Raw genomic sequence first — 25,927 nt, forward strand, 5'->3', positions numbered from 1 at the left:
ACAAATGTTGAGAATAAAGGAGTATGTTGATTGACATGACTTTCTTCGACAAGTTCCGACCACGCCAGGCTCGATCGACGGCAACCATCCAAGGCACCCCCGCACACCAATCGATCGAAGGACTGAAAAACCTTGCCACCAAACGAAAGACCCTGAACGCCAACGAACTCAGCCTGATCGAAACAGCCCGCAACCACGGAGAAACCTGGGAAACGCTCGCCACAGCACTCGGAAAAACCTCCGGGCAAGCAATGCAGCAGCATTACCGCCGCCTCGGCGGCCGCCAATCCTGGCCGACCCGATCCACCCCCAGAAACCAAGACGCATCACCCACCGCAGTCGACGCCGCCGGCCGCACATGGCCAGTCTGCTCAGTCGCCGACCTGCAACCCGGCGACCAAATGCCCCGCACCCTCGGCGAACTCCACAGAACCGACGGAATGTGGGTAACCATCACTCACATCGACCCAGGGACAGACCCCGGCACACTCCGAATCAGCTTCGACATGCCAGACAACCAACAAGGAACATGGCCTAACGCCGACCCCGCGTGGACAACGCCCTTCCGCCGCACATCGGAAATGACCGCACTGAAAACAAGCGCACAAGCCCTCCTGTGGTGGGAAGCCCACGACCCACACCTCAACGAAGAACTCACCGAACAACTACGGGGCTTCGGGATAACACCCGCAAACATCGACGACGGCGACGCCATCGTCGCCGCACTCCACACCGCCACCCGAGACCCCGCAACCTGCTGGCAGATCAACAGCTGGAACGAACGCGCACAACAACACCTCCGACCCGACCTCGGAGACAACCGACACGAATAAAGCCCCCACCAAGCAGCGCGCCCATAGAACAGACCAGCACCCCGAACAAGCAAGATCCCGAGAAAAGCACGAATCGCTAATTAGGAACGGGCACAGAGCCTTACGACGAAGCATCCGCTGGAGCGTCTCAACACACTATTCGATCCACACCGCGGTGTTCGGGTTCCAAAACCCGAGGGTGACCTGCTGCGACAAAATCGGATCAAGACAGCGCCCTGCCACTACCAACGCCGAACCCAGCGTCAACGCCCCACTCGGCAACCCTGAGACCGTCCGAGCGATCGCTTCGTAACCTGCAGACCACCCAACCGAAGGCACCGACATAGCGGCCGGCAACACCAATCCACGACGTTCAGACTCCTGAGATAGACCACGCGCCAACACATCCGCCGCGAAACGCCATGCAGAAATGATCAGTACCAGATCCACCAAATCGTGATACCGCGTCGACGGACCTCCATCCCGCCCGTACCGCCCATACATTGCACACCTTGTCGGCGATCTGCGCCGGCAACGGATACAACGCAAACTCCGGCATCGCAGCCAAACCCTCCATCGCCACAATCGGTCTCGGGGACTGATAATCGACGTCACCGACCGCAACGAGCTCAGTGGAGAGGTCTATCGGAAAACTGAAGAGGTACAGCGCGTCGTAATAGACCTCAACCTTCAGTTTCGCGCCATCGACCCCACCAGTCATCGCGACAGGCTCATCGCGTATCACGAAGCTAAGTGGATCAAGTTCACTCAGATCGGCCGCCGCCCGAAGATCTTCGATTGCCTCCTCCAGGCCCGCAGCGGTATGCAGAAGGTCGATATCCTGGCTGTACCGTGCATCTGGGAGCCTCACCAACAGCGACGCCCCACCTTTGAGCAACCACCGCCCCTCCGGCTGCGAGAAGATCCGCGCCAAGAACCGCTGCAGATAGAACTCCCGCCGCAAATGTTCGAACGGGCGCCCTCGAAGTGTGGACTCCTTCTTCAGCCGGTCCGTCAGCGACCGCTTGAACGCCGCAGCTCCTCGACTTCGCGTCACTGCGCGCGCCGCTGACTGTCGGCGATCTTCCGAGCAGCCTCGACCACGGGCAGATCCACAGCAGCTGCCGCATCCCGAAGACTCTGCATCGCAGGAGAATTCATCAGCGCCGCCGCATCCCAAATACTCTGCATCGCCTCAGAATTGACCAGCGCAGCATCCCGAAAGCTCTGCATGACAGGAGAATGGATCCACCCCTCCGCATCCTGAACACTGTGCATCGCCTCAGAATTGACCAGCGCCAGCGAATCCCGAAAACTTTGCATCGCCGGAGAATTCATCAGAGCCACTGTATCTCGCAGACTTTGCAGCGCCGGAATATCCATGAACGCGGAGTTCGGGAGATCAAGCACCCCTTGACCAGCCAGACGCTGCCCCAGCGCACGCGTGGACTGAGGAATCCCAGCTTCCTCCAGGAAGCGACTCAGAAGAGCTTCGCCATCGCCCAGACGAACCCCGTACATATGCGCAAACGGCCGCAGCGCCTCACTCACACTCTCCGAATCCACACGATTAGCGACAACAGCATCACGAACAATGCCCGCCAGATGCCCCCCATCAAGATGCCCCGCGGCGAGATCGACGATCGTCATCAGCACCGTCGTAACCGGCAGCCCATCCTCGAGTGTCCACGCATCCGGCTCATAGGACGCAACGCGGTACCGAACATCGGAAAGACGAGACTGCCGACGCTTCGACGTCGCGAACTCCATCACATCCGCATCGACATCACCAAGGCCGTGAAGCCACGCGGCAGACCTGTGCGTCACCACGGCCGGAGACCCCTCACGCAGCCTCTCACCAGCAGTGGCACCGGGCTCGATCATCATCCACGCAGCCCGCAGCCGCTCGGACGGAACACTCGGCGCCCCACCGATCCGATAGACACCATGGCGGATCCGCTCCACCGTTCCAGCCTTAGCCATGCGGGCGACCTGCTGCGCAGAGAACCCCAGTTCCTTTGCTTGCGCCATGGTGAACAGACCCCACTGCTCCGACGACAGGTCAGCAAGGTCGAGGATCCGGGAATCGGTGGACATATGCACCACTATATCAGCCTAAATATCCACCAGTCTGCAAAAGTTACATCCCAGAGTGTAACTATTGCAGCATGCTGCGGAGACTAGTCACATAACCAGAACCCGTACCGAACCACACAACTAGCGCGAACCATTTCCGAGTCGGGTGGGAGACTTACATCAGTCCGGGATCGATCTCGATCAGAGCAAACTGCCCGCCGCCGCACTGGAGGAACTACCAACCGGAACACTCATTCAGTTAGGCGAACATCCTTTGGAAGTCAGCTTCGACGACATCCTGACGGGGCGGACAGCGCTGCGTTACCCCGTGTAACGCCAGAGCCTGTCCCGATGGTCGATCGTCTTCGAACGGGAGTAACCGTGCCTGCCTCATCTTTACGCCGCAATCCGATGTCTGGATTGACTGTGAACGTCATCGGGCGGAAGCGCCCGCCCGAAGCCGAATCGGTCACCGCCGTCTTAGCGACCCGGTCTCTACAGTTCCTTCGAGAGCTGGATCCGGTCTTCGACGTCGACTTCTACCAAACCGTCGGGGATCCACTCCCCGACGGCGCCGGGGTCGAGCAGGCCCTGGGGTACGAATATCCGCCAGATCCTCGTACCCCCGACGCAAAAATCGATCGAAGCCGCATTGGTCGAGGCCAGGCACTCCCCCCACGCCACCGACGGTGTGTACCCGCTCTCGCTTCCACGACAGATAACCCTGTATTCAGATGCCGGCGACGTCAGAGTCGCTATCAGTTTCGGGGGCACCTCAGGGTCTGGCGCATTCGTATGTACCTTTGCCGACGAAACACTGATTTCGCTGTCGCTGAAGCTCGTCCAAGGGCTAACCGACATCTGGGACTCACGCATCACCGTGCTCTACCGCCGAACCGAATCATCGCCTCAGCACAACGTACCGGGTGACGCGATCATCGGTAGCTGCACCTACTTCGGCCCCGAGTTGCCGATCGACGAAACACAGCTCCCGCCCAGCGTGGACGCATTTCCCCACCAGGACGGCACAATCGTCATCCAGAAGGATCCGTCCACACCGTTAGCCGTCGACGACATCCGAAGCATCCGCGCAGCAGCAGGACTGCCAACCGAACGACCGGACATCCATATCCCCAAAGGTTTTCGCCGACTGTAACCACCGCAATGGTCACAGCCGACCCTACAAAAAAGAACCCGCATCAGCCATGGAGAAAGATGCGGATTCGTGGTCGATTGCGTCGCCGGAGACTGGCGCTTCCCTGCCTCTACCATCCTGCCGCGATGGCGCGAGCACGCTGCTTACGGCGCGTGCCCTTGCGAAGGGTGGGTACATGCTTGGACGCAGCCGACGACCGACGCAACTCTAGGCGGGGGCCCGCAACTGTTCCAGGGAGGCCGGCGCGGTCGCATCAGTCCTCTTCTTGGTGGCCATGGCCGGCTCCCTTCTGGTTTTGCGGGCAGGTGGTCTATTCGTACGAGACGCGGAGAGCCTCTCGGTCGACCCTCGACGAGGGTGCGGTCAGACCGGGGATCAACCGCAGGCCACGGTCAATGTGGGCAACGATACAGATAACCGCAGAGGATGCCATCTTATTTCTCCTGGTCAGAGTGATGTGTGTTTCAGTGCGCGCTTAGGCGTAGACGGCACCTCGACCGAGGCCGAGATGCTCCAAGGACTCCGAGCAGCCCTTGACGCTGTTGAGCGACAGCCCGCCGTCGCCGAGCACCCACGCAACCCCTTCGAGGCGGCGCTGTTCAAGGTGACATTGGTAGGCAACACAGCATTCACAATCTCTAGCGGCGAACCCAACCCACAAATCGCCGCCACAGTCCGCCCTCGCGACGAACACCCCCGCCACGGACACCATCCGCCGGGTTCTTCACACTCGCACTCTCACCGACGAACCAATCCAACAACTCGTCATCGTCCAGCGCATTTACCTCACCGGACCGCACACTCGGACTTTGAACATCGAGCGGAACACTGCTCGACCCTTCCAACCCCGTAACGATCTCCACGGTCCCTGCCGGCTCGCTCAACTCGACGGAGTCCACTGCCAGTAACTTTTCGTCCGGCCCCCCACTACCGAACACTTCGTCGCCCGCCAGGGAACTGTCGCGGCCGACATCACTTTCCCCTGAACCTTGTGCCGGTACCGAACCTTGTGCCGGTACCGGCGAGACCGACTGGACCGGCGAGACCGCCTGCACTTCGACCTTGAACTCACCAAAATTGCTGTCAGACAACAGTTCACGATCCATTGCAGCGCGAACCTCAGCCATGTCATCCCGACGAACCCACGCCCCCCTGCGCGCTGACGGCAACCCGCGTGTCCCGGGCTTGTACCACAGTCGATCGCCGGAAAGGACCTCTCCAAGGAAGGTCATTGCATCATGCCTGCCTGTTCGCAAACCCTCCCCTTCGACAGACCGAGCAACGGTGCCATAGATATAAAGTCGCGCAGTCCGACTTTGCTCGGGATACTTCCAAGGCTCGACAGGTCTACGAGTGTGCATGTCCACCACCTCAATTCGGGCACACGAACTCCCGAAAAGGAACCCACAGGACTTCTTATCGTTGACATAAGGCGGAAATAACCACAACACGTGCTTCGCACCAACACTGCGGCGCGCAGCATCACGCTTGCTTACGTCGGTCTTCCACCGTTGATACTCGATAGCGAAGTCCAAATCAGGCAAATACACATCCGCATACGACGGATAGTGCTCGGGAATCGCCCGATACCCGAGGGCGTCGCAAATTTTGGCAATACGCGCCTGCACCCAGCGATGCTCCGCCGAAACCGGACCACCACCCTTTTCGGGCTGGGCAAACACATGCGCACACTTACTACCCTGACGATCTTTGAGAAACCTTGTCCCCTGCGAATTCTCCTGCGGCACCTGAAACGGCGACCGACACGCTGGATCAGGACAGACCAGCGAACCTGACGGCAACGCCATCATCTCCGCCCAGTCGTCAGCGTCGTAAACCCACAACGGCCTCAACCGTGGCGGCTCGTCACGGAGCTGCGCGTGCTGTTTAGACCCCTTGCTCTTGCCATGCCCTCTGTGCCCCATGCCGACCATCATGGATCCGACTACCGACACAAGCCCGGCCAACACACCTACCCGCACATCAGTTTGGGCACTCCCACGGGAGCCCGCTCAGGCAAAACACAAAGTTATCCACAGTTACATTGCAGTCCACCACAAAACCAGATTCACTACCCCGACAACGCCAACCGACACCACACGACACGCCCGACCGCGTGCGAAACGTCCTTGCCGCCCCCACGACACCCGCATTAACTATCCCCACACCAACACACGACACCGACACGCCCGACCGCGTGCATTCCGTCCTTGCCGCCCCCACAACACCCGCATTAACTAACCCACACACCAACACCCGACACGCCCGACCGCGTGCGGGGGTATGCGACAAACCCCACCAACCCCGCTTAACTACCCCAAACCCACACACCGGAAAGGCACGCAACCATGACACGACGAATCGAACACATCGTCACCCTCGACCCCGACGACTTCGAAGCCCTACACACCATCTACACCAACAAAGGCAACGCCGACCCCATCGTCAACGCCTACCGACGAACACTCCGCGCAACCACACCAACCTGGCTCCACACCCCCAACAGCCCACTCACCCGCAACCGCCTCAAAGAACTCATCACCACACTCGACGACAGCGACACCAAAACAACAGCACTCAACGAACACGACGCATTACACGAAATGCTCACCGCCATGCTCATCCACCTCGACCGAACCACCACCCAGCCGAAATGACCCCCTACTCCCCGTCCGCCTCACGAGCAATCCGCCGCAAATACTCACGCGAATAACCAGTCCGCCTCACCAAATCCGACTGCCGCACACCACTATCCAACGCAGCACGAATCGCCACATGCAGCGCCACGCGCGTCTCCTGCAGCTTGGCTTGCGCACGCTCGTGAGCAGCGAGAGCTCGGTCCAGTTGATCCATTCTTGAGAGCTTACTTGCGTCGACGCGCTCGTCAGGCCAACTCCGTTGGCATTGACGTGCCAACCCTTGTTGGCCTACGTTTGTTTGCATCTTGATGCCGGCAGTGAACGGACACACACACATCCTCAGAAGGGCGATCCATGGACCCCGCGCCAACCTCACCGAGCGTCATATACATCGGTCAACACGGAACGTCTGCCAGCGGATTCGCCACAATCGCATGGCTGGAAGCCACTCCCGACGACTGGCCCCATGTCACACGAGGCTGGGACGAAACTCGCGCACACGTCACCCACCGCCATCGAATCCCGGTCGACACCGAAATCCTTCGATCTGTGGAACCTGAAAGCTCAACCGCCAACCACCGCCGCCAACGCGCACTCTCAAACGCACTCCACACCATCAGCAACCAGAACATCCGCATCGGCAGCGTCTACACCCGCACCACGCCCGACAACCACAGGACCGAGCAAGACGCACTCCACACCGCACTCCTCCAACAAATCAACACCCGACTCGAAGACGACGGCAAGTTCGGAATCCTCTTCACCACAACAGAACTCCCCCCACCCCCGAAATTCGGCCTGCACCGAATCCTCGAAACCGCCACACCCCCACACACCTCAGCCGGCACACAAATGGCCAACATCATCGCCTGGGCCGCGCACCAACACCTCACCCACCACGACCAACCGAACTTCTGCTGGGACCTTTACCAAGACCTTCGCCACATCGACATCTACGGCGAACCGCTTGCGATCGACACCGAAACGCACTGGGCTGAAGTTGAATACGCGTCGACCACTACCGAGTCAACGCGCTAACAATAGGCGCGCCGTCTGACCTCCTTCTTGTCGGACCTCTACGCAAGGATCCAATGCATGCCCGCACGTGCTATCCCCGGCGAAACTGATCTCGCGACACTACGCCCGGACATCGCCGCCCAATGGGACACCGAACGCAATTCGCAACCACCGTCCATGTTCACTCAAGGAAGTAATGCACGCGCGTGGTGGATATGCGAGGCCGGCCACTCGTGGGACATGCCGATCAAGCGGCGCACAGCTGGTCAAGGCTGCCCCGTCTGCGCCGGAAAGCGTGTGATCAAGGGGGTGAACGATCTTGCAACCCTCAAACCGGAACTCGCGTCAGAGTGGGACACCGACCGCAATGAGCGAAGCCCTGACGCCGTCACGCTAAACAGTGGATACCGAGCATTCTGGACATGCTCCAACGGGCACCATTGGGCAGTTCGCGTGGCACAGAGAACAGGCAAAGGCAGTGGCTGCCCAGTCTGCTCGGGTCGAATCCAGGCAGGAGTTAACGATCTCGGAACTACACACCCCGAACTCATTGTCGACTGGAACCAAGAATTCAATGACATTGAGCCACACGAAGTCACGGCCAACTCGAACCGACGTGTGTGGTGGATCTGCCGAAGCAATCACAGCTGGCAGGCGATGATTGCGACTCGCGCAAAGCACGGGGCGGGATGCCGACAATGTGACGGTGTGCGGCGCCGGCCCGTCACACCCGGTATGCCAACAGTTGCAGACACCGCCTTTGCGGACGAATGGAGCCCGCGAAATGACAAGGAACCAAGCGAGTACTCCCGTCACTCAAGACTCAAGGCTTGGTGGCGCTGTGCGCTCGAGCATGAATGGCAGGCACGGATCTCACACCGCCACGTGGCCGGCTGCCCGACTTGCTCGGGACGCCGAACCCTCGCCGGGTACAACGACCTTGCGACAACTCATCCCGACGTCGCGAAGGAATGGCACCCCACCCTCAACGACTTAAATTCGGACCAGGTCGGCAAAGGATGCATTAAGCAGATTTGGTGGCAGTGCAGCCTTGGACACCAGTGGCAAGAGACACCGAACTATCGAACCTCAAAAGAATCCTCCTGCCCGATCTGTCGAGGTAGAAAGCTACTGACCGGATACAACGACCTGGCGACTTGCCACCCTGAACTGGCAGCGCAATGGCACCCTCGAAATCGGCGCACCGCCGACGAAACTCCCGCGATCGCCACCCAAAGAGCCTGGTGGATATGCGGGTTCGGACACGAGTGGAAGACCCTGATTTCCAAACGAATCGGAGGCCATGGCTGCCCGACTTGCGGCGGCAAACGCGTTGCTCAGGGTTTCAACGACCTTTCCACAGTCCGACCGTCGATCGCTGCGCAATGGCACCCCACCCTCAACACCTTGCGACCCACTGAAGTCACGTATGCCTCTAACCGGCAGATCTGGTGGCAATGCGAGAAGAAGCACGAATGGAAAACCAGCGTAGGAAAACGTACAGCGGGTCGCGAATGCCCTGATTGTGTCGCAGCAAACACCTCACGCAGAGAACGAGCCGTCTGCGCACCAATCGCAAACCACTTCAATGTCGATTACGACGGACCCCAACGCGTTTCCGGATGCCGCTCAGCTCTCGATCTCGCACTGCCAGACCTCAAGATCGCTGTCGAGTACGACGGTTGGTACTGGCATATGGACGCCGCTGAACGTGACGACAAGAAGACTGCACAACTCCACGCAGCAGGATGGACTGTTATCCGAATACGCGAAACAAGTCGAGGCAGGGAACTCCCCGCCGTCCAAGGCATCCTTGTATTGGCCGAATTCAACGAGAACGCAAATATTCTCGCCAGCCGGGTCATCACTCTCATCAGAGACCTACCTCAGAACGCCGCATAATCTGCAGTAAACAGACGACTCCCCGGGCAATCCTATGGATACCCGGGGAGTCGTCACGATGCCACGTCTACTTGGACACTTCTTCAGTCACTTCGTGACCAACACCTGCATTTCTCCGACCCGAACCTCAGTCGTAGCGGTCGGAGCGATCGGAATAGTTCCGCCGAAGAAGTTGCCCCCCGCATTCGCCGACCAAGTCACCAGCCAAAGCGACGTGACAGTGGGGCGGAAGACCCCGCCCGGTTGATCCTGAGAAGACTTGCCTAAGAAGTGATTACAGGTCGGACTCGGCAAATCCATCGCCACGTCCGTATACGGAATCGAATTGACGGGACACACCGGCGGGATAGTCGGTAACCCATCTCCGTAATTAACCACAAGTCCTGTGTTCACCGCATTCAGGTTGACGGTAACAACTCCGGTAGTAACCGTGCGGTTAATAGGCCCGATCTGAGCGGCAGAAGGGGAGGCCGGCCACACCCACGAATTGAAACCGACCAAACCGACTTTTTCTCCGGTGCTTGTTGGCTCGGGCGTGATTCCGATGTCGATCGGCTCAACCTGCAACGCCGAGACCGCAGATGAGACGACGTTCATCACCTCCGCGAGGGACACCGGTGTGGGCGGGACATCAATTCCTGGTGCAGCAGGCGCTGGGGCGCAGTTGTTTCGGAGGTTGCTGCAGCTGTTGCGTTGCAGGACTGGAGGGCCGCTATTTGCGGGAGCGGCACCGCCGCCACTCGCTCCTGCTCCACCACCACCGCCTCCTCCGCCAGCGCCGCCGCCGCCACCCGCTCCGCCACCACCTGTTTGCATCCCGGGGGACGCTCCTGAAGCACCTCCGCCTGAGGGGACCGAGATGTAGCCAGCACCTGCGGTAACCGTGTTACCTCCAACGGCACCACCACCCCACGAATCACCTGGAGCCGCATAGGCCGATGACTGAGTTACGAGCATCATGCTCATGCAAGCAGCGATACTGAACATCGCCGCTGAGGAGCGACGGAAAGCTCTTGATATGCTCAACTGAACACCTCCTAATTCGGCTGAAAGTTTGAGATTCGTAGAGTGTTTCGTGAATTTACGGTGAGTCACAGGACGTACCTGGCTTCGTTGGTTGGCTTGCAATGCGCCAACCACTCGCGTCCGGCCATGCTGCGTTTCTGACGGTGAACTTCGCGAGTTCCGGAGCGCGATTCGGACTTAGCGCGCTCGTCCCATCAGGCAGAGTAGAACTCAATGCCGAGATATCTACGCATGTTCGCATCTCCACGAAAGCCTCACCAGCAATGGGGTTACCATCTGTGTCCTTTGGTGCTTCCTGTCTCGTCACCGAAGTATCTAGGACTGTGATCGCACCCGAACTCACGACACCCTTCGATCGCTGTGTCGTGATATCCCCTTTGATACCCGACAACACCGGGTCGACCGCGACACCATCCAGTCTATTGATATCAACTGCTGGATCATTCTGGATGCTTGCGAGAACTGCGTAGAACTCGTTGATCTTCGCTGTCGCGGCTTCTGTTGCCTGTTGTTCTGGTGACTTGAGCGATCCCTCCGGGCCCGTGAGCACTGGCTGTTGTGTTGAGGTCGGCGCGGGATCGTAAGTGTCGCCGTCCGTTCCACAAGCAGAGACAATGGCGGTGGCTGTGACGAGTCCAAACGTCAAAGCTGCCGTCTTGCGGAAGATGTTGTGTGTCATGGTTCCCCCTTCGGGGCTTCCGGTTCGGGAGCCCTATCGGTGTTGTTCGGAGAGCGTATCGGCTGGACGTCACACTTTCGCATGTCCAGTTGTTGGGCTCTCTGGGTCTGTTGGTTGGCATCAGGATGCTCTCTGGGTGATTCGGTAGGGGCGTTCGCCGGTTGTGTCGTGGAAGTCGTCGAGTATTTGGAGTAGTTCAGCTGTCTGCTCGTTGGGGTCGACGTCGAGTTCTGCGAGTTTGGTGAGCAGTGTGTCGATGAGGCCTTGTGTGGCTGTGATGTCGTCGCTGCCGTGGGTTGCGATGATCGCGAGTCGCCAGAGCCCTTCGTGGTATTCGTCGACGTCGAGGCCTTTTTGGGCGAGTTCGAGTGCGGTGCGCGTGTCGCCTTCTTGTAGGTGCCGTGCTGAGAGTTCTTCGATGGCGTCGGTGAGTTCGGAGATCATGTTCTGGCGTAGTTCTTCTGCCCAGCCGTATCGTGCGGGCGCTTTTTTCGTGGTGAACGGGGTTCCTTCCACGAGGGCGACGGCTGTGGTCAGTTCGTTGTGGTCGGCGGTGGCGGGGTGTCCTCCGATGAGGTTGTTCCAGATGTCCCAGTCGGTGTGGACGGTGTCGTCGAGGCGGTATGGGGTGTTGCCGGTGTTGTCGAAGACCTTGGGGAAGGCGAGGTCTCCGGTGGCGGTTTCGCCGAGGAAGTTGCGGAGTCTGGTGAAGGCGGTGTTTCGGCGGGCGGTGCGTTTTGTGGTTTGTTCGGAGAAGCTGAGGTCTGCGTATGTCTGCTTGGGCCAGATCTTTTCGTCGACTTGGGGTCCGCGGATCCCGGGGTGTGGGTGGGTGGCGATGAGGGCTGCGAGTTCGGTGAGGTGAGGTCGTCGGCCGACGTCGGATCCTTCGTTGAGTGCTGTCACGCGTGGGGTCCCGAGGACGTGGATCCAGATGTGTTCGTCGACGGAGAGTGTGTTGTCTGGTGTCGGCGCGATCGCCATCGCGATGGGTGGCGTGTTTTCTGCGGTGTCTGGTGTGTTGTTGATCGATGATTCGTCGGCGGGGTCGAGGTAGGTGAGGGGTTCGGTGTCGGCCTCGGTGTCGTCGAATTCGGTTGTTGCGGTGTCGAAGTTCGGTTCTGTTGCGAGGATATGGACGGTCGGTGCCTGGTGGGGTAGGAGGTCGTCGACCGATGTTGCTTCTGCGATGCGGTCGTCGAAGGTTTCCGCTGTCCATGGGTCGTTCTGGGAAGCGGCGTCGGCGATGGGGTCGGCGTCTGCTGTTTCGAGGACGTCGATGATTGCGTCGAATTCTGCTTCTGAGATGCGTGCGGGTGTGAGGTCGAACGCGGGTCTGCCTGGGCGGCGCAGCGTGGCGGATCCGTCGGTTCCGGTGGTCAGTGTCCAGTCTGCTGTGGGGTCGTCTGCAGCGGTGACCGCGGCGAACGCGACTCGTGGTGCGTTGGCGAGGATGTTGTCGAAGATTTCGCGTTGTGCGGTTGTGAGGGGCTCGGACAGCAGGATGATTTCGGGATTGGTGATGGCGCTGTCGGTGTATTCGATGCGTGCCTGCGCGATGTCGTCGATTCCGTTGTCTGCGAGGGCTTGTGCGTCGGTTCGTGTGTGGCGGGCGAGTCGTTCGAGGACTGCGTCGGCGGTTGGGGCGTATTCGATCAGTGCTGATCCGTCGGTGTTCGGGCGTGCGAGGGCTTCGCCTGTGCCCACGAGGGTGAGTTTGAGGTTGTCGCCGAGCGGGGAGAAGGCGAGGAACACTGCGAGTGCTCGGATGATGTCGCGGGCCTCTGCTGTGGGGGCTGCGATTCCGAGGTGGGAAAGCTGTTCGAGGTTGAGGAGGAGTCTGGATCCGCCTTCGATTTCGCCGATTTCCACCAGGGCTGGGTAGGGGCTGACGGTGGTGAGTGGGGGGTCGAGTTCGTCGTCGGCGGTGATGGTCCAGGCCGACGTCTCGGCGTCGCGTTGCCATGGGGCGGGTAGTTCGATGTCGTCGACGAGCGCGAGTTCGATGCTGCGGTCGTGAAGGAAGACTCCGAGTAGTGCGGGTAGTGGGATGGAGTTGGTGCGGCAGATGTCGGCGACGTCGCGGAGTGCTTTGTCGAGGAGGTCGAGGAGGGCGGGGTCTGCGTTGTCGCGGATCTGCTGTTCGACGAGTGCGGTCGAGGGTTGGGGCATCGGGATGCGTTCTCCGCGGCGCCGGCGGTTCTGCTGTCGGCGGCGGAAGAGTCCGACGCCGGCGAGGAGGGCGATGCCGGCGAGTGCGGATAGTCCCATGACGGTTTTGCTGTCTTGGGCGTTGTCGGTTGAGGTGAGGGCTGTGGTTGCTGCGGTGTTTTCCGGCACTTGTGGGGCGGTGGTGTTGAGGGGGACGAGTGTTTCGGGGTTGTCGGTGTCTGCGGGTGCGGCCTGTGGTGCGGCGGTCTCTGGCGCTGGTTCTGGTGCTGCTTCTGGTGTGAGTTCTGGTGCAGTTTCCGGTGTGTTGGGCTGCTCGGATTGGAAAATGGGTGCTTCGGGGGCACTTGGCGCGGTGGGGGCGGAGGCGAGGGGTGAGTTCTCGTTGAGGCCTGGTGCTGGTGCTGGGGCGACGTCAGGCGCTTCGCTGGGGGCGGGTACGTCAACAGGGACCGGCGGGGCAGGCTCGGGCGCCGGAGCTTCTGCCGCTGGGGGCGCGGGTGCCTCTGCAGCGGGAGCGTCGGGGATCTCGATACCGAAGATCCGCGCGGCAGCTTCCTCCGCGGCACGCGCTTCGGCCTGAGCCATCTCGTCGCCGCCGGGCACCAGTTCCGGTAGCTCTGGAACATCGGGAACCACCAACGGTGACTGCTCCCCTGCCGCTTCGGCCGGTGCAGGCGAGACGGGAGCCTCCGGAGGTGCGGTGGGGGTCTCTGCGACGTCCGGAACCAACTCGGGTGCAGGCGCGGGTGCAGCTTCGGGCGCGGGTGCAGCTTCGGGTGCGGGGGCTTCTGCAGCGGGAGCGCTGGGGATCTCGATACCGAAGATCCGCGCGGCAGCTTCCTCCGCCGCACGCGCTTCGGCCTGAGCCATCTCGTCGCCGCCGGGCACCAGCTCCGGTAGCTCTGGAACATCGGGAACCACCAACGGTGACTGCTGCCCTGCTGCCTCGGCCGGTGCAGATGAAGCGGGAGCCTCGGGCACTTCGGCGGCGGGGGCCTCTGCGGCCTCGGCGGTTGGAGCCTGAGGGGCAAGTTCAGGAGTTGCCGGCGCTGCATCCTCAGGTGCCTGTGCGACGTCCGGGATCAACTCGGGCGCGGGCTGCTGCGGTGCAGGTTCAGGTTCAGGTACAGGTGCGGCCTGCGGTGCGGACGATTCCTCCGCGGGGGTGGGTGATGCTGCCGGCGGAGCTTCTTCTGCGCTGATGGAAGTGTGCGTCAGGAAGAGTTGTTGGCCGATCTGGATCACGTCTGTAGTCAGTGGTCCGGTGGCGCCGTGGATTTGGCGGTAGAGGGCGCCGTCACCGAGATACGTTTCGGCGAGGTCCCACAGTGTGTCGCCGGCCTTTACTGTGTAGGCGCCGTCGAGCTGCTTCTCGGGTGCTGCAGGCAGTGTGAGCGTGAGGCCTGCGTCGATCCAGGCTTCGTTTGGGATTGCGTTTTGGTTCAGTGACTGGATTTCCGGATAGCGTGTTCCGTCTCCGAGGTGCCGTTCGGCGAGGCCCCAGAGTGTGTCGCCCGATTCGGTGACGATGGTTGTTCCGGCAGCTGTCTGTGCTGGTGTTTTCGTCCAGGAGGGGGCGTTCTGTTGTGGGGTCTGGGTGTGGGTGTCGTTGAGGAAGGCGGGTGCGCTGATCGAGGTGGGTGAGGTGTGGTTGGGTCCGAGGATGTCGGCTGCGGGGGTGGCTGTTGCTGTGCCGGCTGTGATCAGTAGGAGTGCGCCGCTGACGAGTATTGCTGCCGAGTGTTGTTGGAGCTGGAGTCCTTTGATTCGTCTGACTTTGACGCCGCGGAGTGCTGCAGCGAGTTCGATGATGATCGAGTAGGTGAAGGTGGCCCAGGCGATCCAGCCGATGATCGTCAGTGCGGAGAGGAACAGGGTTCCGTCGTCTTGGGTGGTGAGTGCTTCTTTGACGGTGTCGAGGGTCAGGCTGGTGATGCCGGCGAGTGGGTTTCCGGCGAATGTGTAGAGCGCGAACGGGATTCCGGCGGTGAGCGCGAGGAGTGCAATGAGGTAGAGCAGGCCTTTGAGGCGGGCTGCGGCGACGTTCACGTCGTGGTCCTCTCGCTCGTTCGGTAAGTGGTGGGGGTTGTGGTGCCTTCGTTGCTGGGGTGCGCGGGGGCGGGGTGGGGCCGGGTCCCGGGTTCGCTCATGGTGCGCCGATTGCTCCGGCGCCGGTGTTGGTGCGGTTGAGGTTCACGTGTGCTGTTCCGACGACTGTTTGTTCTCCGAGTCCTATGAGGCCGAGGACTTTCGGTGTGTAGTGGGCTGTCGTGGTGATCAGGAGGGTGTTGGGGCCGGTGGGGACGACTACGCCTTTGATGTCGGTTGCGTTGAGGTACTTTTGCGCTTCGATCATGGCGGTTGCGGGGTTGACGACGACGGCTGTTCCGCGTGCGGCGAGTGGGGTGATGACGGCTTGGCCTGCGGCGCGTGCTGCTTCTTCGGCTACGAGTTGGGCTTGTTGTTTGGCGTGGAGTTTTCCGCCGCCGTCTACGACGAGGCCGAGGGCGAGGAGTAGAGCGAATGCTCCTATGACTGCCCAGAGGACGATTGATCCTTGGTCGTTTTGTTTGTTGCGGAGTTTCGCGATGAGTGTGTTCATCGGACTCTCTCTCGGTAGGTGTCGATCGGTGAGGAGCTTGTGTGGCGGATGGTGCGGACTCCGCTGATTCCGACGAGGCCGAGTGAGTCGAGGGAGACGTCGCATGTGACGGTGGTTTGGACGGTGGCTCTCACGCCGGGGCGGGTGCGGAAACCGCTGGCGTCGGTGCTGATGGAGAGGTTGACGCAGTTGAGTCCTTTTGCGGCGAGGTCCGATGTTGCTGCTTCGGTTGCGCTTGTGGTGGCCTGGGACATTGTTCGTGCGAGGGAGGCTGATCGGGATGCTTCGGCTGCGGCGTGTTCGACTTTTTGGTGTGCCATGGTGACCATGCCGCCGACGATGATGACGCCGATGAGGAGCAGGATGAATGGCGTCAGTATGACGAGTTCGAGGGTTTCGGCGCCGCGGTCGTTGGCGTGTATTCGTTTGCGTAGGTTGGTCATTGCGTTCAGTACGGTATGGGCTGGTAGGGGAAGAGGATGTCGGGATCGAATCCGGTCGTTACCCCTAGGGCTAGGAGAAAGAGTGAGAGGGATGCGGCCACGAGGAGCCGGTTTCTGCGTGTTCGCATCATAGGTTTCTCCGCTCGTAGGACGCGCGTGTGTCGGGTTCATGGGATGGGGTGTCCGGTTCCGAGGATGACGGTGACTATCGCGTCTGGGCTGTAGAAGTAGAGAGCCGCGGTAATGGATCCGGTGAACAGGATCCCCCAAATTACTTCTTTGAGGGATAGGCGACTGTTCTCATCCACGGTCTGTTCATTCCTGAGTGAGTCCGTCATTGCGGTGACCTTCCCTCCGCTGTGGTTGACAGTTTCCGACGTCCGGGCCGGTACCGGGCGGTGGCCGCTCACCAGAGGTCTCCGGGGTTGGTGATGCGTTCGACGGGTGCGCTTTGATCGATGTTGATGGTCAGGTTCAGGAAGGGGATGAGCGAGATCGGTTGTCCCACAATCTGGATTGCGGCTTCGCGTTGGTTGCGTGTCACTGTGACGGCGGGGCCCCGTAGGACTGTGGCGCCGGTCTGTGCGATGAATCCGTAGGCGGCGGCTGTTCCTGCTGCTGATGTGCCGAATTGTGTTCGTGCTTGGCGGAGTCCTTCTTCGCCTGCTTTCATCGCTACGTTGCGGGCGTGGAAGTACAACGCTCCTTGGACTGCGCCGAAGAACAGTAGGAGGACGACTGGCCAGATGATGACGGTTTCCAGAACGCCACCGCGGTCGTTGCCGAGCCGAGACTTCAAGCGTGCGAGTGGTGTTGCTGTGGGTGGCCGCATGATCGCCCCTCCTTCGTTGGTGTGTGTTCAGACGATGGTTGCGAGGTAACGCTGAACTGTTGGGCCTAGCTGGATGAGGACGAAGATCGCGATGAGGCAGACTGCTGCGGACATGATCCAGAGACGCAGGATGCTTCCGCTGTCGTTGTGCCGGTTGCGGTTGATGAGTGTCATCGTCTCGCTCCGTTCTGCATCGCTGGCTCGAATTTTTTGGTGAGGGTGGATCGTCGGAGGAACGCGTTGTTTGTGTTCCTGGGGTTTCAGGAGGGTTGCGGCGATCCACCCTTGCACCTGGTGGGGTTGCTACTGGATCTGGTTGAGGTAGCGCATGACAACGGGTCCGATGTATGCGACGACTGCGATTGCGAGAGTCACCACGCCGGCCGCGATGATGACGTATTCGAGCATTGATCCGCGGTCAGAACGTCGTCGGTTGGATCCGCTGGCTCGATCGAGGAATCCGGTGATCATCGCGATGCCAGCGAGGGTGGTGACGGTGGTTGCGCGCTGTGCGCGGTGGGCGAAATTGGTGATCATCTGGGTTCCTCCTGTTTGTTTTTCCCTCTACTAATGAAGAGGTCCGTTTCGTGTGCCGCTGTGACCGCCTGGGTGAAAGTTTTTTTGAGTAGGCAGAAACTTGGCGTTTGCAGGTTAGCGCGGAATTGTTGGGGGGTACTGCCGAGAATGCGTGTTTGCGCTGGTGGGGCGTTCGCACTCTGGTCGCTGGTGCGCCTTTGTGGCGGTAATTGAATAGTTGCCATTGGACTCTTCCTCAGGACGATCCGAGAATGATGCTGGACATGGCTGGGATGAACAGCATGATCATGAAGACGATTCCGATGAGCGCGAGGGGAGCTTGGATCTTCTCGGTCGAGGAGCCGGCTTTGCCGAGTTCGTCGGAGAGTTGAGCGTTTCGCAGTGCGGATGCGCGGGCGCTGAGGGTGACGGCGACCGATGCTCCTTGTTCGCCGGTCAACGTCATGATGTCGGCGAGGTCGGCGAGGTCGGGTAGCTCGAGTTCGCCGGAGATTCGGGTGAGGGTGTCCCACGGCGCTTGTCCGGATCGTTGAGCTCGCATGAGTTCTTCGTCGAGGCGCCGGAAGACCCAGCTGTCGCCCACTGCTGCGGCTCTTTCAAGGCTCTGCACGGCTCCGACGCCGCCTGTGCGGTTGAGTGCGACGAATTCGATGTAGGCGCCGAGGGAGCGGCCGAATTCCTCACGGGCTACGGCAGCTTTCTTCCGGACTTCGATGTCTGGGGCGACGAAGCACGCTGCAGCGATGGCGAGGGAGAGGATTGCGGGGATGCCCCAGGGGATCCCGCGGCCGAGGATCGTGAGCATGAGATTGACGGCGGGGAAGAAAAGTAGGCCGAGGAGCGCAGAAAGAACCTTGTCCCCGAGAAAGTATGGAACCTCGATTTTGAGGATCGCGAGATCTGATCGAGGAATTTTGAGGATCGTGGAGTCTGCGGTGTACGGGAGTACTCGCCTTCCCACTTTTCCTCGAACGGATTCGTCGACGTTGATGTCGGCGGGTTTGTCGGTGGAGCGGTGGGCGCCGAGGTTGTCGAGCACTTCGGACAGAGATGCTTGTGCTGGTGCGAAACGCAGGAACAGGCAGATGAGTCCGACGCAGAGAACTACCGCCAACAGGGCGGCTTGGATCTGAAATGTCATGACAGAACTCCCTCGATGAAGCTCTCGCTTTTCTCGTTCGCCGCTTTGCGGGTGGTTCCGAGGAATCGCGGGAGTTTCGGTGGTTGTACGAGCTTCTTCATCCAGAGGAGACATCCGATGAAGGCGGCTATTTCGACGACGAAGATCAGTTGTCCTGCTGGTGTTTTGTAGAAGGCCATGTAGTCGGTGAGAACGAAGAGGCCTGTGATGAAACCGATCGTGATGATGGTGACCCATCGAGCGGTGGTGCGGCTGCCTTTGCGTGCCGCTTCGACTGCTCGGCGGTTCCTGACGTCTTCGGCCACTGACCGGGAGAGTCGGTCGAGGACTGCGGTGAGTCCGGATCCACGGATGGCGGCGCTTTGGATGAGTGATCCCACGATGAGGTCGCCGGTGGCGTCGTCGAGGTCTGTTGCGAAGCTTCGGAGTGCGTCGTTGATCGGTGTGTTGGTGCGGAGCCTTTGGATCAGTCGGCTGATTTCGTCGGTGAGGGCTTCTGGCATCGCTTTGTGGGTGGCGATGATTGCTTGCTCGATGCCCGTTCCTACAGCAAGTACGCCGCTGAGGTTTCTCACCCACTCTTCCATGGCGTTGAGTCTGGCGATCTCCCCTTCGGCTGCTGGTTTGCCGAGAAGGTAAGGCAGAGCGACGAATGCGATGGGGCTGATGGGTAGTGCGATGAACCATCCGCTCACCATCCAGGTCAGCGCGCCGACGAGGGTGCCGGCGATGATGAGGAGGCGATACTTTCGGCTGATGTGGATGGGGGTTCGGCGGTGTTTCTGGGGGGCTGTGGGGTCTCTGCGGTCTTTCCAGCCGTGGTAGATCAGTGTGAGAGCGCCTAGAAGTAGGAGGACGAGGAGAACTGCCATCAGGGTGTACATGGTTAGTTTCCTTCCTCGAATTCCAGTGAGTGGAGCGGGATCAGGTGTTCGGGGAACCCGCCTTCGATGACTTTGCGGCGAAGTTTGGGGGGCAGGGTTCCGTATTCTCCGGTGCCGCCGGGGCGGCCTTGATAGACGGTGGATACTGCCGGCATGCCCTCCTCCCCCGGCTCGATCCAAATCACTTCACTGATGTAGCGGGTGTGGACGCGTTCACCGGCGTCGTTGACGGAGTAGGACGTGTCGAGCTGGATGATCAGGTTGATGTGGGCGGCGACCTGTCGGATGGCATAGCGTTCGGTGACGCCTGCTTCGAGGGCCACGGTGACCAGGCGGTTGATCGCGCCTTTTGCGTCGTCTGCGTGGGTGGTGGAGAGAGAGCCTTTGGCCATCTGCATCGCTTTGAACATCGCGATGATCTCTTTGCCTGCTACTTCACCGACGATTACTCGTTCGAGGTGCATGCGCACGAACGCGTAGAGGATGGCGGACAGGTCTGTGCCGCCTTTGAATTCGTTTGTCGTCGAGTCTCGTTCCCCGCCGCCGTTGATGACCTCGGCCGGCACGACGAACCCTTTACGGCCGGGCATGTCGTGGAGGAACAGTTCTCGTTCGGTTTCGGCTGTGCCGATTCGAGTTTCGACCGGCAGGGCGTTCGCGAGCGCTCTGGTGAGCGTTGTCTTACCCGAGCCCATGGGTCCTGATGTGACGATGGATGCTCCGCCGATGACCATCGCGGTGAGCAGTTGGGAGAGGAGGTCGGGCATGACTTTGTATCCGACGAGGGTGTCGAGTGTGATGTTTTTGAGGCGGTGCAGGCGGATCGCGACATGGGGTTCGGGGACGGTCCATGCCATCGCGGAGAGGCGGATGTTGCCGGGAAGGTTCAGTCGCAGATGCGGATTGTTGACTGCGAATGTGCGGCCGCCGCCGTCAGCGCGTTGGCCGAGGTTGATCAGCCAGTCGATGAGTTCTTCGTCGGAGTCGAAGATGTTGGGGCGCTTCTGGATACGACCGTCCGGGTACATGACGAGGACGCTGGTGCCTGTGAGGAGAACATTTTCGATGCTCGGGTCGTCGACGAGGACCTGAAGGGGGCCGAGCCCGAAGATGGTGTTGTAGACGTCTTGTGCGAGTTGCGCCTCTTCGCCTGGATCGATTGCGCCGGAGCCCCTTTCGATTCCCGCGGCTATGTGGCGTTTGACCTTGTCGGCGATGATATCGCGGCCCTTGGCCTGCTCTTCGTCTTTGGTGTACGGAAGGAGAGTGTCGGGGGCGTCCTCGGAGGCGACGTCTGCTTTTCGCTCGGAGACGATTGACGTGAGCTCTTGTGAGGCTTCGTCGACGAGCTTGCGCACCAGACGCCGGTACGCAACAGCATTCATTGCGGAATCGATCGGCTTCGGAGTGTTCTTCGGGATGGGAGGAGCATGCCAGGGTTGCTCGGCCGAGATGGGGGCGGCATTGCCGTGACCTGCGGCGCTGAGGAGGTTGGCCGCGGCACTGTTACTACGATGCTGGGGATGGGAGCTTGTCGCGTCGAGGGGGTGAGCGTCGGCGTTTTCGTGGGCCCCTGGTGCAACCTGTGGAGCTGAGTGCTGGTCGATCGTCAAGGCGTCGGCTTCGTCGACCTCGTTCAGTACCAACCAGAGTGGAACGCGTGCCGGGTCTTGTTCGTTGCGGTCTGTCATGACGACTCTCCAAGGGCTTCACGGGTTGACGGGTTGCTCGGGAGTGTTTGATTCCGGGACGCATTCACCCATTCGGGCCGATGTTCTTCGACGTAGGTCTGCATCTTCGGCCATGCACCTTCGAGATTCCGCAGGTATCGGGACTGGGTTCTCTGGAACTTGGTGAGCTGGTGACCTTCTGAGAAGATTTTCGCGTGTTTCGGGGAATCGGGGAGGGTGAAGGCGACATCGACACCGAAAGACTTTGCGATCTCCGCGGCTCCGTAGTACTTGTCGTCGATCACCACGAGCCCGAGTGCTGCGGGTGACCGAATCGCTCGGAGCTGGCCGCGCAGCTGGTCGAGTACGCCCTTGAGTGAGCCGAGAGCTGTTGCGCTCGTTCGGGTTACTACCAGGATCAGGTCAGATTGCACCATCAGGTCGTGTGGCCCCGAACGATGTCCGATTCGGCCGGCGTCGACGATGATTGTCGCTCCATTCCGATCGATTGTGCGCAGGTGCGCGCCGAGCGGTCCCCACGTGGAGGTCATGGAATCTGCTTGTGATGCAGTTCTGAGTCCTGGCACGGCCCAGACATTGGTCTCTGGGATGTTCAGTGTCTGGGCGCCGAATGCTTGCCCGATCTGTCCATGTCGTGCGGGTTCAACCAGGTTGATCAGTGATCGGCGGCCGCGAGCGAGTGCGGATTCTCGGGAGGACTTGAAATAGCCGCTGTGCAAGGGCGATCCACCGACGGGATCGGCTTCGACATAGAGAACGCCGCCGCTCTCGCAACTTAATGCAAGCCCGAGGGCGGTTGTCGAGACGCCAGGAGCGCCGGTTGCCGACGCGAGTACGACGAACATTTGACTACTTCTCTCTGGTGTCGAGCACGATAGCGACGCGCCGTGTCGCTGCTCGCGCCGATACCCAGGAGGCTTCGTCGGCCTGTACCAGAACGTCGACGGTGGTTTCCGACGTTTCCGGAATCAACCTGGTCGAAACGACCTGCGCTTTGCTGGTTATCGGGCCCTGAACTGGGGAATCATCCTGGTCCCGGGGAGTGTCGACGATGCGGACCTGGTCGCCGGCTCGGAGCGGTTCGGCGGGTAGCTTCGAGTAGCTGACGGTGACACCCACGAGGGTCAGGCCTTTGCCGGGGATAACAGCTGTGGTCACTGCGTTGGGGTTCAGAACGGTGCCGCTGGGGATCGGTACGGCCGCTGCCTGACCGACGACGGAGGCTTTGTCTTCCACTGCGACGGAGGCGATTCCAGCGTCGGCGTTCACCTGTTTGGTGGTGAGGTCTTGCGAGGTGATCTGCTGGCCTTGGGCGATGTCATGCGAGACCACCAGTACATTCGTCACTTGACGCATCCCGTTGACCAGGGCGACAGCTCCGATGACGAAGACGACGACCAATGCGATGCCGGCTGCGAGGAAGATCGGGCGGCGCCGAACTTTCGTTCTCGAGGTTGCGGTGAAGTCTGAACCGCGCCGGGTGGTCGGGTTGTCCGGATCGACGTCTTCCCCGATGGCTTTGGACTTTGCTGTCGTACGGAGTTTTTCGAAAACCATGGGTTTCAGTCCTTTTCGGTCTCAAGCTGAAAGTGCGCGGTCAGTGCCGCAGTGATGAGTTGACTCCGGGATCGCGCGGCGAAGGACTTCTTCAGTTCGTCGAGCACGTCGAAGTCAGAGGCGCGAAGGGAATAGGCCACCGGCGTGGTCGGGACTTTTGCCGGCGATGTCGATCCCACTCCCCTGGCTTTGAAGAGGCGCCCGCCGACCACGCCACCGGGGTGGACGTAGTCGTTGAGATGATCGAGTGTTTCTTCGATCGCCCAGATGATGAATTCGCCGGTGGTCAGCCGACGTTCGGTTCGCGCTTCGGCCAACTGTGCGGCGATGGCAGTGGGCAGATGGACATTCGAGGACACGACGGGATCAGTGAGATCGTCGTCGTCGGGCACGAGCGCATAGGTAGCGCTCGCTGGTGTGGCGAAGTCAGCTTCGAGGGATTCGTGGCGGCGACGCATCCCGGGGAGCCCTTGTGAGAGTGTCGGCTCAGTGGCTCGTGGGGAGCTCATCGCACTCCTCCGTGACTGATCCCGTAGGCGCGCGAAGAAAGGCGCTCAGGTTGCCGCTGAGACGTGTGATCGTCTCCTGATTGCTCAATCATCTGTATCCGCCTATCGCTTCGGCCGTGTGGCGTGTGGCCCTGACCTTGTGCCACACGACTAGGTATAGCGGCGGGTAGTTACACCACGAACACGTCAGTTACCCGCTCCAAATAGGAAGAACGTTGCAAAGCGGGTAAACCATCGCAAGCACCCTAATCTGACCTGCAGTTATCTGACAGAGGCAAATAAACGGCGCGGTTCGTATGGAATCGCAAACAACCTGCAATTCGGTGGTAGAACAGGGTTTCCACTGCCTGTGTAACATCCGTCATACATACTCCGATGTGGCGTCAATTGAAGCCCTGTCGCCGGAATTCAGCCCGTTGATGACCCGACATAGAGGCGACTGGACGGCCACGGAATTTGATTGAAACTTGCATAACCGCAAGCGAATTGACGAAGAAAAGGACTTCAGTCCCCATTCGGTCGGTCTCGGTTTCTCCCACCACGGGAGCACAGGCAGCGTCCGTTCACACATCGCCGAACGGTTGCCCCTGGCATATGTCTGCCCCTGGCCCCGACAACATGGTGTTACACACCCAACCGAGGGCCCGCTCGCGCCACAAGGACACCTCCCCACTACGTCACCGCATGCCCACCATGCGCCCACCATGCGCCCACCATGCACCCACCTGCCATCAGCGCGAGCCCTTCCGTAACCCTTCCAGTGGGCTACTGGTTGTCGACCGTCCCGCAGTCAACGACCGAATGACCACCGTCCGCTCGCTCGCTGACTCACGCCTCGTGTCCGTCCGCACTCCTCGTGACAGCGGCTCGTATTGCTGCGATCATTGACGGCATGCCCCTGCCGCTAGGTTCGACGCGCATGGAACCTGCGCACTGGATCGATGATCTGGCGTGGCATCGACAGGTGTACAAACAATCGAAGTTCCGCTGGGACGGCACCGAAGCCCTTCTGGTTGCCACCGAATTCACCGGAGGATGTCAAGAATTCCGGACCGTCGCCGATCTGCGCGATCTGGAGGGATACCGCCTCGCCCTGTCGGAGTACTCGATGACATGCCAGCGTGCACTCGGGCTGGCCCTGCAGGAGGCCCGGTACGGCTTGGGAGCAGGCCACTGGGAAGACATCGCCGCACTGCTGGATCTGACCGCCGTGGACTGTGCAGCCAGCTCGTACTTCGCGCGCTGGGGCGACCCTCGCGTCGCCGGCCAGTTCAGCAATCCTCAAGTCCGCAGGATCAGAAAGATGTGTGCCGGATTCTTCTTCGCCAGTCCCTTACTTCTGGCGTGGGAACTATCCCAACTGTGGAAGCTCTATCGAGCTGCCGAAGAACTACTCGAGGACACGCTCGTCGACCTCGTCGTGGAGTTGCAACCACACGTACGGACCTCGGATCTTCTTCAGGCTTTGCATACGACGACCGAGGTCGGCCTCAGCAATCGGATCAGCAGTCAGCGACACGAACGCGGGCCGTCTGGAGATCCTCGCCGGGTACCTCGTCAGGCTTTCTCCCCACTCACAAATTGACCAGTATTCGCAGGTCAAACAGTTTTATACCATAGTTTATGGTGCGAGTTCCGTCATCGCGCATGCCGTTCAATTCGTCTCGATGTGGACGGAGATATCGCCCGCGCGACTACGCCGGGGTGATCTGGCCCGAATTGCGTCGAGCCGGCCACAGCGAGTCCTCCGGTTTTCTCCCCTTTCATCCGCCGCCACTTCCGGCACCGGTTCCGTCATGCCTGCTGTTGCGCCTTCTACTTCGGGTTCCACTGTTGGTGCTCCTGCCTTCTCCGCCATCGGATATGGCTTTCGTTCCCCTGTTGCTTCCACTGCCCTTTGAGGCGTGGCGACTACCGCCGTTTCCGGCACGTATTCCCGCAGGGCTTCTGGCTGGCATTCCGCCGTGATTTCACGTGGGCATTCCTCCGGCCGTTCCGCTGAGGTTTCTCCTGCGCTTTCCACCCCGTCTTGTGGCGACACTTCCGTCGCAACTTCCGGCGTCGGTTCGTACGGCAACACACGCACGCATTCACGCCATAATTCCGGCGTGGTTTCTGGCGTGATTTCCACCGTGTTTACCTGCATGTTTTCACGTAGGACTTGCAAGTAGTTTTCCTCCGTGATTCACTACCTGTATGCAGGCAGAGATTCACGCACGTATTACCGCGCGGTTCCTCGCAGTAATTCCTGT

At 60.4% G+C, this 25,927-nt stretch carries 26 protein-coding genes; 6 read left to right on the forward strand and 20 right to left on the reverse strand.

Annotated features, from left to right (window positions below; all coding sequences use genetic code 11):
- The first annotated feature begins 35 nt into the window (after nucleotides 1–35).
- Nucleotides 36–833 carry a hypothetical protein gene (locus tag RA302_RS32615; protein WP_196248310.1) on the forward strand — a complete coding sequence of 266 codons (798 nt, stop codon included), beginning with the start codon at nucleotides 36–38 and terminating at the stop codon, nucleotides 831–833.
- A 352-nt stretch (nucleotides 834–1,185) separates the two neighbouring features.
- Here the strand turns inward: RA302_RS32615 and RA302_RS32620 are convergent, their stop codons facing one another.
- On the reverse strand, nucleotides 1,186–1,869 hold the full coding sequence (locus RA302_RS32620; RefSeq protein WP_030537766.1) for a nucleotidyl transferase AbiEii/AbiGii toxin family protein: 684 nt from the start codon (nucleotides 1,867–1,869) through the stop codon (nucleotides 1,186–1,188).
- The gene (locus tag RA302_RS32625) at nucleotides 1,866–2,909 is read right to left on the reverse strand and encodes a type IV toxin-antitoxin system AbiEi family antitoxin domain-containing protein (RefSeq protein WP_080712820.1); all 1,044 of its coding nucleotides are present in this window, start codon (nucleotides 2,907–2,909) and stop codon (nucleotides 1,866–1,868) included. The genes RA302_RS32620 and RA302_RS32625 overlap by 4 nt, the downstream gene beginning before the upstream one ends.
- Before the next feature lie 631 nt (nucleotides 2,910–3,540).
- Between RA302_RS32625 and RA302_RS32630 the strand changes: the two genes are divergently transcribed.
- Nucleotides 3,541–4,044 carry a hypothetical protein gene (locus RA302_RS32630; RefSeq protein ID WP_230587695.1) on the forward strand — a complete coding sequence of 168 codons (504 nt, stop codon included), beginning with the start codon at nucleotides 3,541–3,543 and terminating at the stop codon, nucleotides 4,042–4,044.
- A gap of 638 nt (nucleotides 4,045–4,682) precedes the next feature.
- Here the strand turns inward: RA302_RS32630 and RA302_RS32635 are convergent.
- A complete protein-coding gene (locus RA302_RS32635) occupies nucleotides 4,683–5,981 on the reverse strand; it encodes a hypothetical protein (protein WP_155277960.1) in 1,299 nt (432 codons plus the stop codon).
- Between the two features lie 411 nt (nucleotides 5,982–6,392).
- Here RA302_RS32635 and RA302_RS32640 point away from each other — a divergent pair, with 411 nt between their 5' ends.
- Nucleotides 6,393–6,701 (forward strand): hypothetical protein, encoded by a 309-nt coding sequence (locus tag RA302_RS32640; protein ID WP_030537763.1) that lies wholly within the window; start codon nucleotides 6,393–6,395, stop codon nucleotides 6,699–6,701.
- 4 nt (nucleotides 6,702–6,705) lie between these two features.
- On the opposite strand, the gene RA302_RS32645 is transcribed toward RA302_RS32640, so the two are convergent.
- The gene (locus tag RA302_RS32645; RefSeq protein ID WP_338481251.1) at nucleotides 6,706–6,897 is read right to left on the reverse strand and encodes a hypothetical protein; all 192 of its coding nucleotides are present in this window, start codon (nucleotides 6,895–6,897) and stop codon (nucleotides 6,706–6,708) included.
- A gap of 140 nt (nucleotides 6,898–7,037) precedes the next feature.
- Here RA302_RS32645 and RA302_RS32650 point away from each other — a divergent pair, with 140 nt between their 5' ends.
- Both RA302_RS32650 and RA302_RS32655 read left to right on the forward strand, forming a co-directional pair.
- Nucleotides 7,038–7,721, forward strand: coding sequence for a hypothetical protein (locus RA302_RS32650; protein ID WP_030537761.1), 684 nt, complete (start codon nucleotides 7,038–7,040; stop codon nucleotides 7,719–7,721).
- Between the two features lie 57 nt (nucleotides 7,722–7,778).
- Nucleotides 7,779–9,602: a zinc-ribbon domain-containing protein gene (locus RA302_RS32655; RefSeq protein WP_080712819.1), complete on the forward strand. Its 1,824-nt coding sequence runs from the start codon at nucleotides 7,779–7,781 to the stop codon at nucleotides 9,600–9,602.
- An 87-nt stretch (nucleotides 9,603–9,689) separates the two neighbouring features.
- Here RA302_RS32655 and RA302_RS32660 read toward each other — a convergent pair whose 3' ends face one another.
- The 15 genes from RA302_RS32660 to RA302_RS32730 form a co-directional block, all read right to left on the reverse strand.
- Complete coding sequence (locus RA302_RS32660; protein WP_155277959.1) at nucleotides 9,690–10,199, reverse strand: hypothetical protein; 510 nt, start codon at nucleotides 10,197–10,199, stop codon at nucleotides 9,690–9,692.
- Nucleotides 10,200–10,683: 484 nt separating this feature from the next.
- On the reverse strand, nucleotides 10,684–11,307 hold the full coding sequence (locus tag RA302_RS32665; protein WP_238054047.1) for a hypothetical protein: 624 nt from the start codon (nucleotides 11,305–11,307) through the stop codon (nucleotides 10,684–10,686).
- A gap of 120 nt (nucleotides 11,308–11,427) precedes the next feature.
- Nucleotides 11,428–15,528, reverse strand: coding sequence for a LysM peptidoglycan-binding domain-containing protein (locus RA302_RS32670; protein ID WP_051720978.1), 4,101 nt, complete (start codon nucleotides 15,526–15,528; stop codon nucleotides 11,428–11,430).
- A gap of 97 nt (nucleotides 15,529–15,625) precedes the next feature.
- Nucleotides 15,626–16,081 (reverse strand): pilus assembly protein TadG-related protein, encoded by a 456-nt coding sequence (locus RA302_RS32675; RefSeq protein ID WP_030537757.1) that lies wholly within the window; start codon nucleotides 16,079–16,081, stop codon nucleotides 15,626–15,628.
- A complete protein-coding gene (locus tag RA302_RS32680) occupies nucleotides 16,078–16,524 on the reverse strand; it encodes a TadE/TadG family type IV pilus assembly protein (protein ID WP_030537756.1) in 447 nt (148 codons plus the stop codon). Before RA302_RS32680 ends, RA302_RS32675 begins: the two co-directional genes overlap by 4 nt.
- Before the next feature lie 167 nt (nucleotides 16,525–16,691).
- Nucleotides 16,692–16,832, reverse strand: a complete 141-nt coding sequence (locus RA302_RS32685; protein ID WP_155277958.1) for a hypothetical protein — start codon at nucleotides 16,830–16,832, stop codon at nucleotides 16,692–16,694.
- Between the two features lie 98 nt (nucleotides 16,833–16,930).
- Nucleotides 16,931–17,356: a TadE family protein gene (locus RA302_RS32690; RefSeq protein ID WP_030537754.1), complete on the reverse strand. Its 426-nt coding sequence runs from the start codon at nucleotides 17,354–17,356 to the stop codon at nucleotides 16,931–16,933.
- A 27-nt stretch (nucleotides 17,357–17,383) separates the two neighbouring features.
- A complete protein-coding gene (locus tag RA302_RS32695) occupies nucleotides 17,384–17,530 on the reverse strand; it encodes a hypothetical protein (protein ID WP_155277957.1) in 147 nt (48 codons plus the stop codon).
- A gap of 129 nt (nucleotides 17,531–17,659) precedes the next feature.
- The gene (locus tag RA302_RS32700; protein WP_030537753.1) at nucleotides 17,660–17,893 is read right to left on the reverse strand and encodes a hypothetical protein; all 234 of its coding nucleotides are present in this window, start codon (nucleotides 17,891–17,893) and stop codon (nucleotides 17,660–17,662) included.
- Between the two features lie 235 nt (nucleotides 17,894–18,128).
- Nucleotides 18,129–19,034, reverse strand: coding sequence for a type II secretion system F family protein (locus tag RA302_RS32705; RefSeq protein WP_030537752.1), 906 nt, complete (start codon nucleotides 19,032–19,034; stop codon nucleotides 18,129–18,131).
- The gene (locus tag RA302_RS32710; RefSeq protein ID WP_030537751.1) at nucleotides 19,031–19,918 is read right to left on the reverse strand and encodes a type II secretion system F family protein; all 888 of its coding nucleotides are present in this window, start codon (nucleotides 19,916–19,918) and stop codon (nucleotides 19,031–19,033) included. The genes RA302_RS32705 and RA302_RS32710 overlap by 4 nt, the downstream gene beginning before the upstream one ends.
- Before the next feature lie 2 nt (nucleotides 19,919–19,920).
- Complete coding sequence (locus RA302_RS32715; RefSeq protein ID WP_051720977.1) at nucleotides 19,921–21,609, reverse strand: CpaF/VirB11 family protein; 1,689 nt, start codon at nucleotides 21,607–21,609, stop codon at nucleotides 19,921–19,923.
- The gene (locus tag RA302_RS32720; RefSeq protein ID WP_051720976.1) at nucleotides 21,606–22,454 is read right to left on the reverse strand and encodes a hypothetical protein; all 849 of its coding nucleotides are present in this window, start codon (nucleotides 22,452–22,454) and stop codon (nucleotides 21,606–21,608) included. The genes RA302_RS32715 and RA302_RS32720 overlap by 4 nt, the downstream gene beginning before the upstream one ends.
- 4 nt (nucleotides 22,455–22,458) lie before the next feature.
- On the reverse strand, nucleotides 22,459–23,166 hold the full coding sequence (locus tag RA302_RS32725; protein ID WP_051720975.1) for an SAF domain-containing protein: 708 nt from the start codon (nucleotides 23,164–23,166) through the stop codon (nucleotides 22,459–22,461).
- A gap of 5 nt (nucleotides 23,167–23,171) precedes the next feature.
- Nucleotides 23,172–23,675, reverse strand: a complete 504-nt coding sequence (locus RA302_RS32730) for a hypothetical protein (protein ID WP_143542648.1) — start codon at nucleotides 23,673–23,675, stop codon at nucleotides 23,172–23,174.
- Nucleotides 23,676–24,567: 892 nt separating this feature from the next.
- Between RA302_RS32730 and RA302_RS32735 the strand changes: the two genes are divergently transcribed.
- Nucleotides 24,568–25,260 carry a hypothetical protein gene (locus RA302_RS32735; protein ID WP_030537746.1) on the forward strand — a complete coding sequence of 231 codons (693 nt, stop codon included), beginning with the start codon at nucleotides 24,568–24,570 and terminating at the stop codon, nucleotides 25,258–25,260.
- A 69-nt stretch (nucleotides 25,261–25,329) separates the two neighbouring features.
- Here RA302_RS32735 and RA302_RS32740 read toward each other — a convergent pair whose 3' ends face one another.
- Nucleotides 25,330–25,806: a hypothetical protein gene (locus RA302_RS32740; RefSeq protein WP_155277956.1), complete on the reverse strand. Its 477-nt coding sequence runs from the start codon at nucleotides 25,804–25,806 to the stop codon at nucleotides 25,330–25,332.
- Nucleotides 25,807–25,927 lie beyond the last annotated feature (121 nt).

The sequence above is a fragment of the Rhodococcus sp. DN22 genome (genome assembly GCF_036669995.1).
GTDB classification, from domain to species: Bacteria; Actinomycetota; Actinomycetes; order Mycobacteriales; family Mycobacteriaceae; genus Rhodococcus_F; species Rhodococcus_F erythropolis.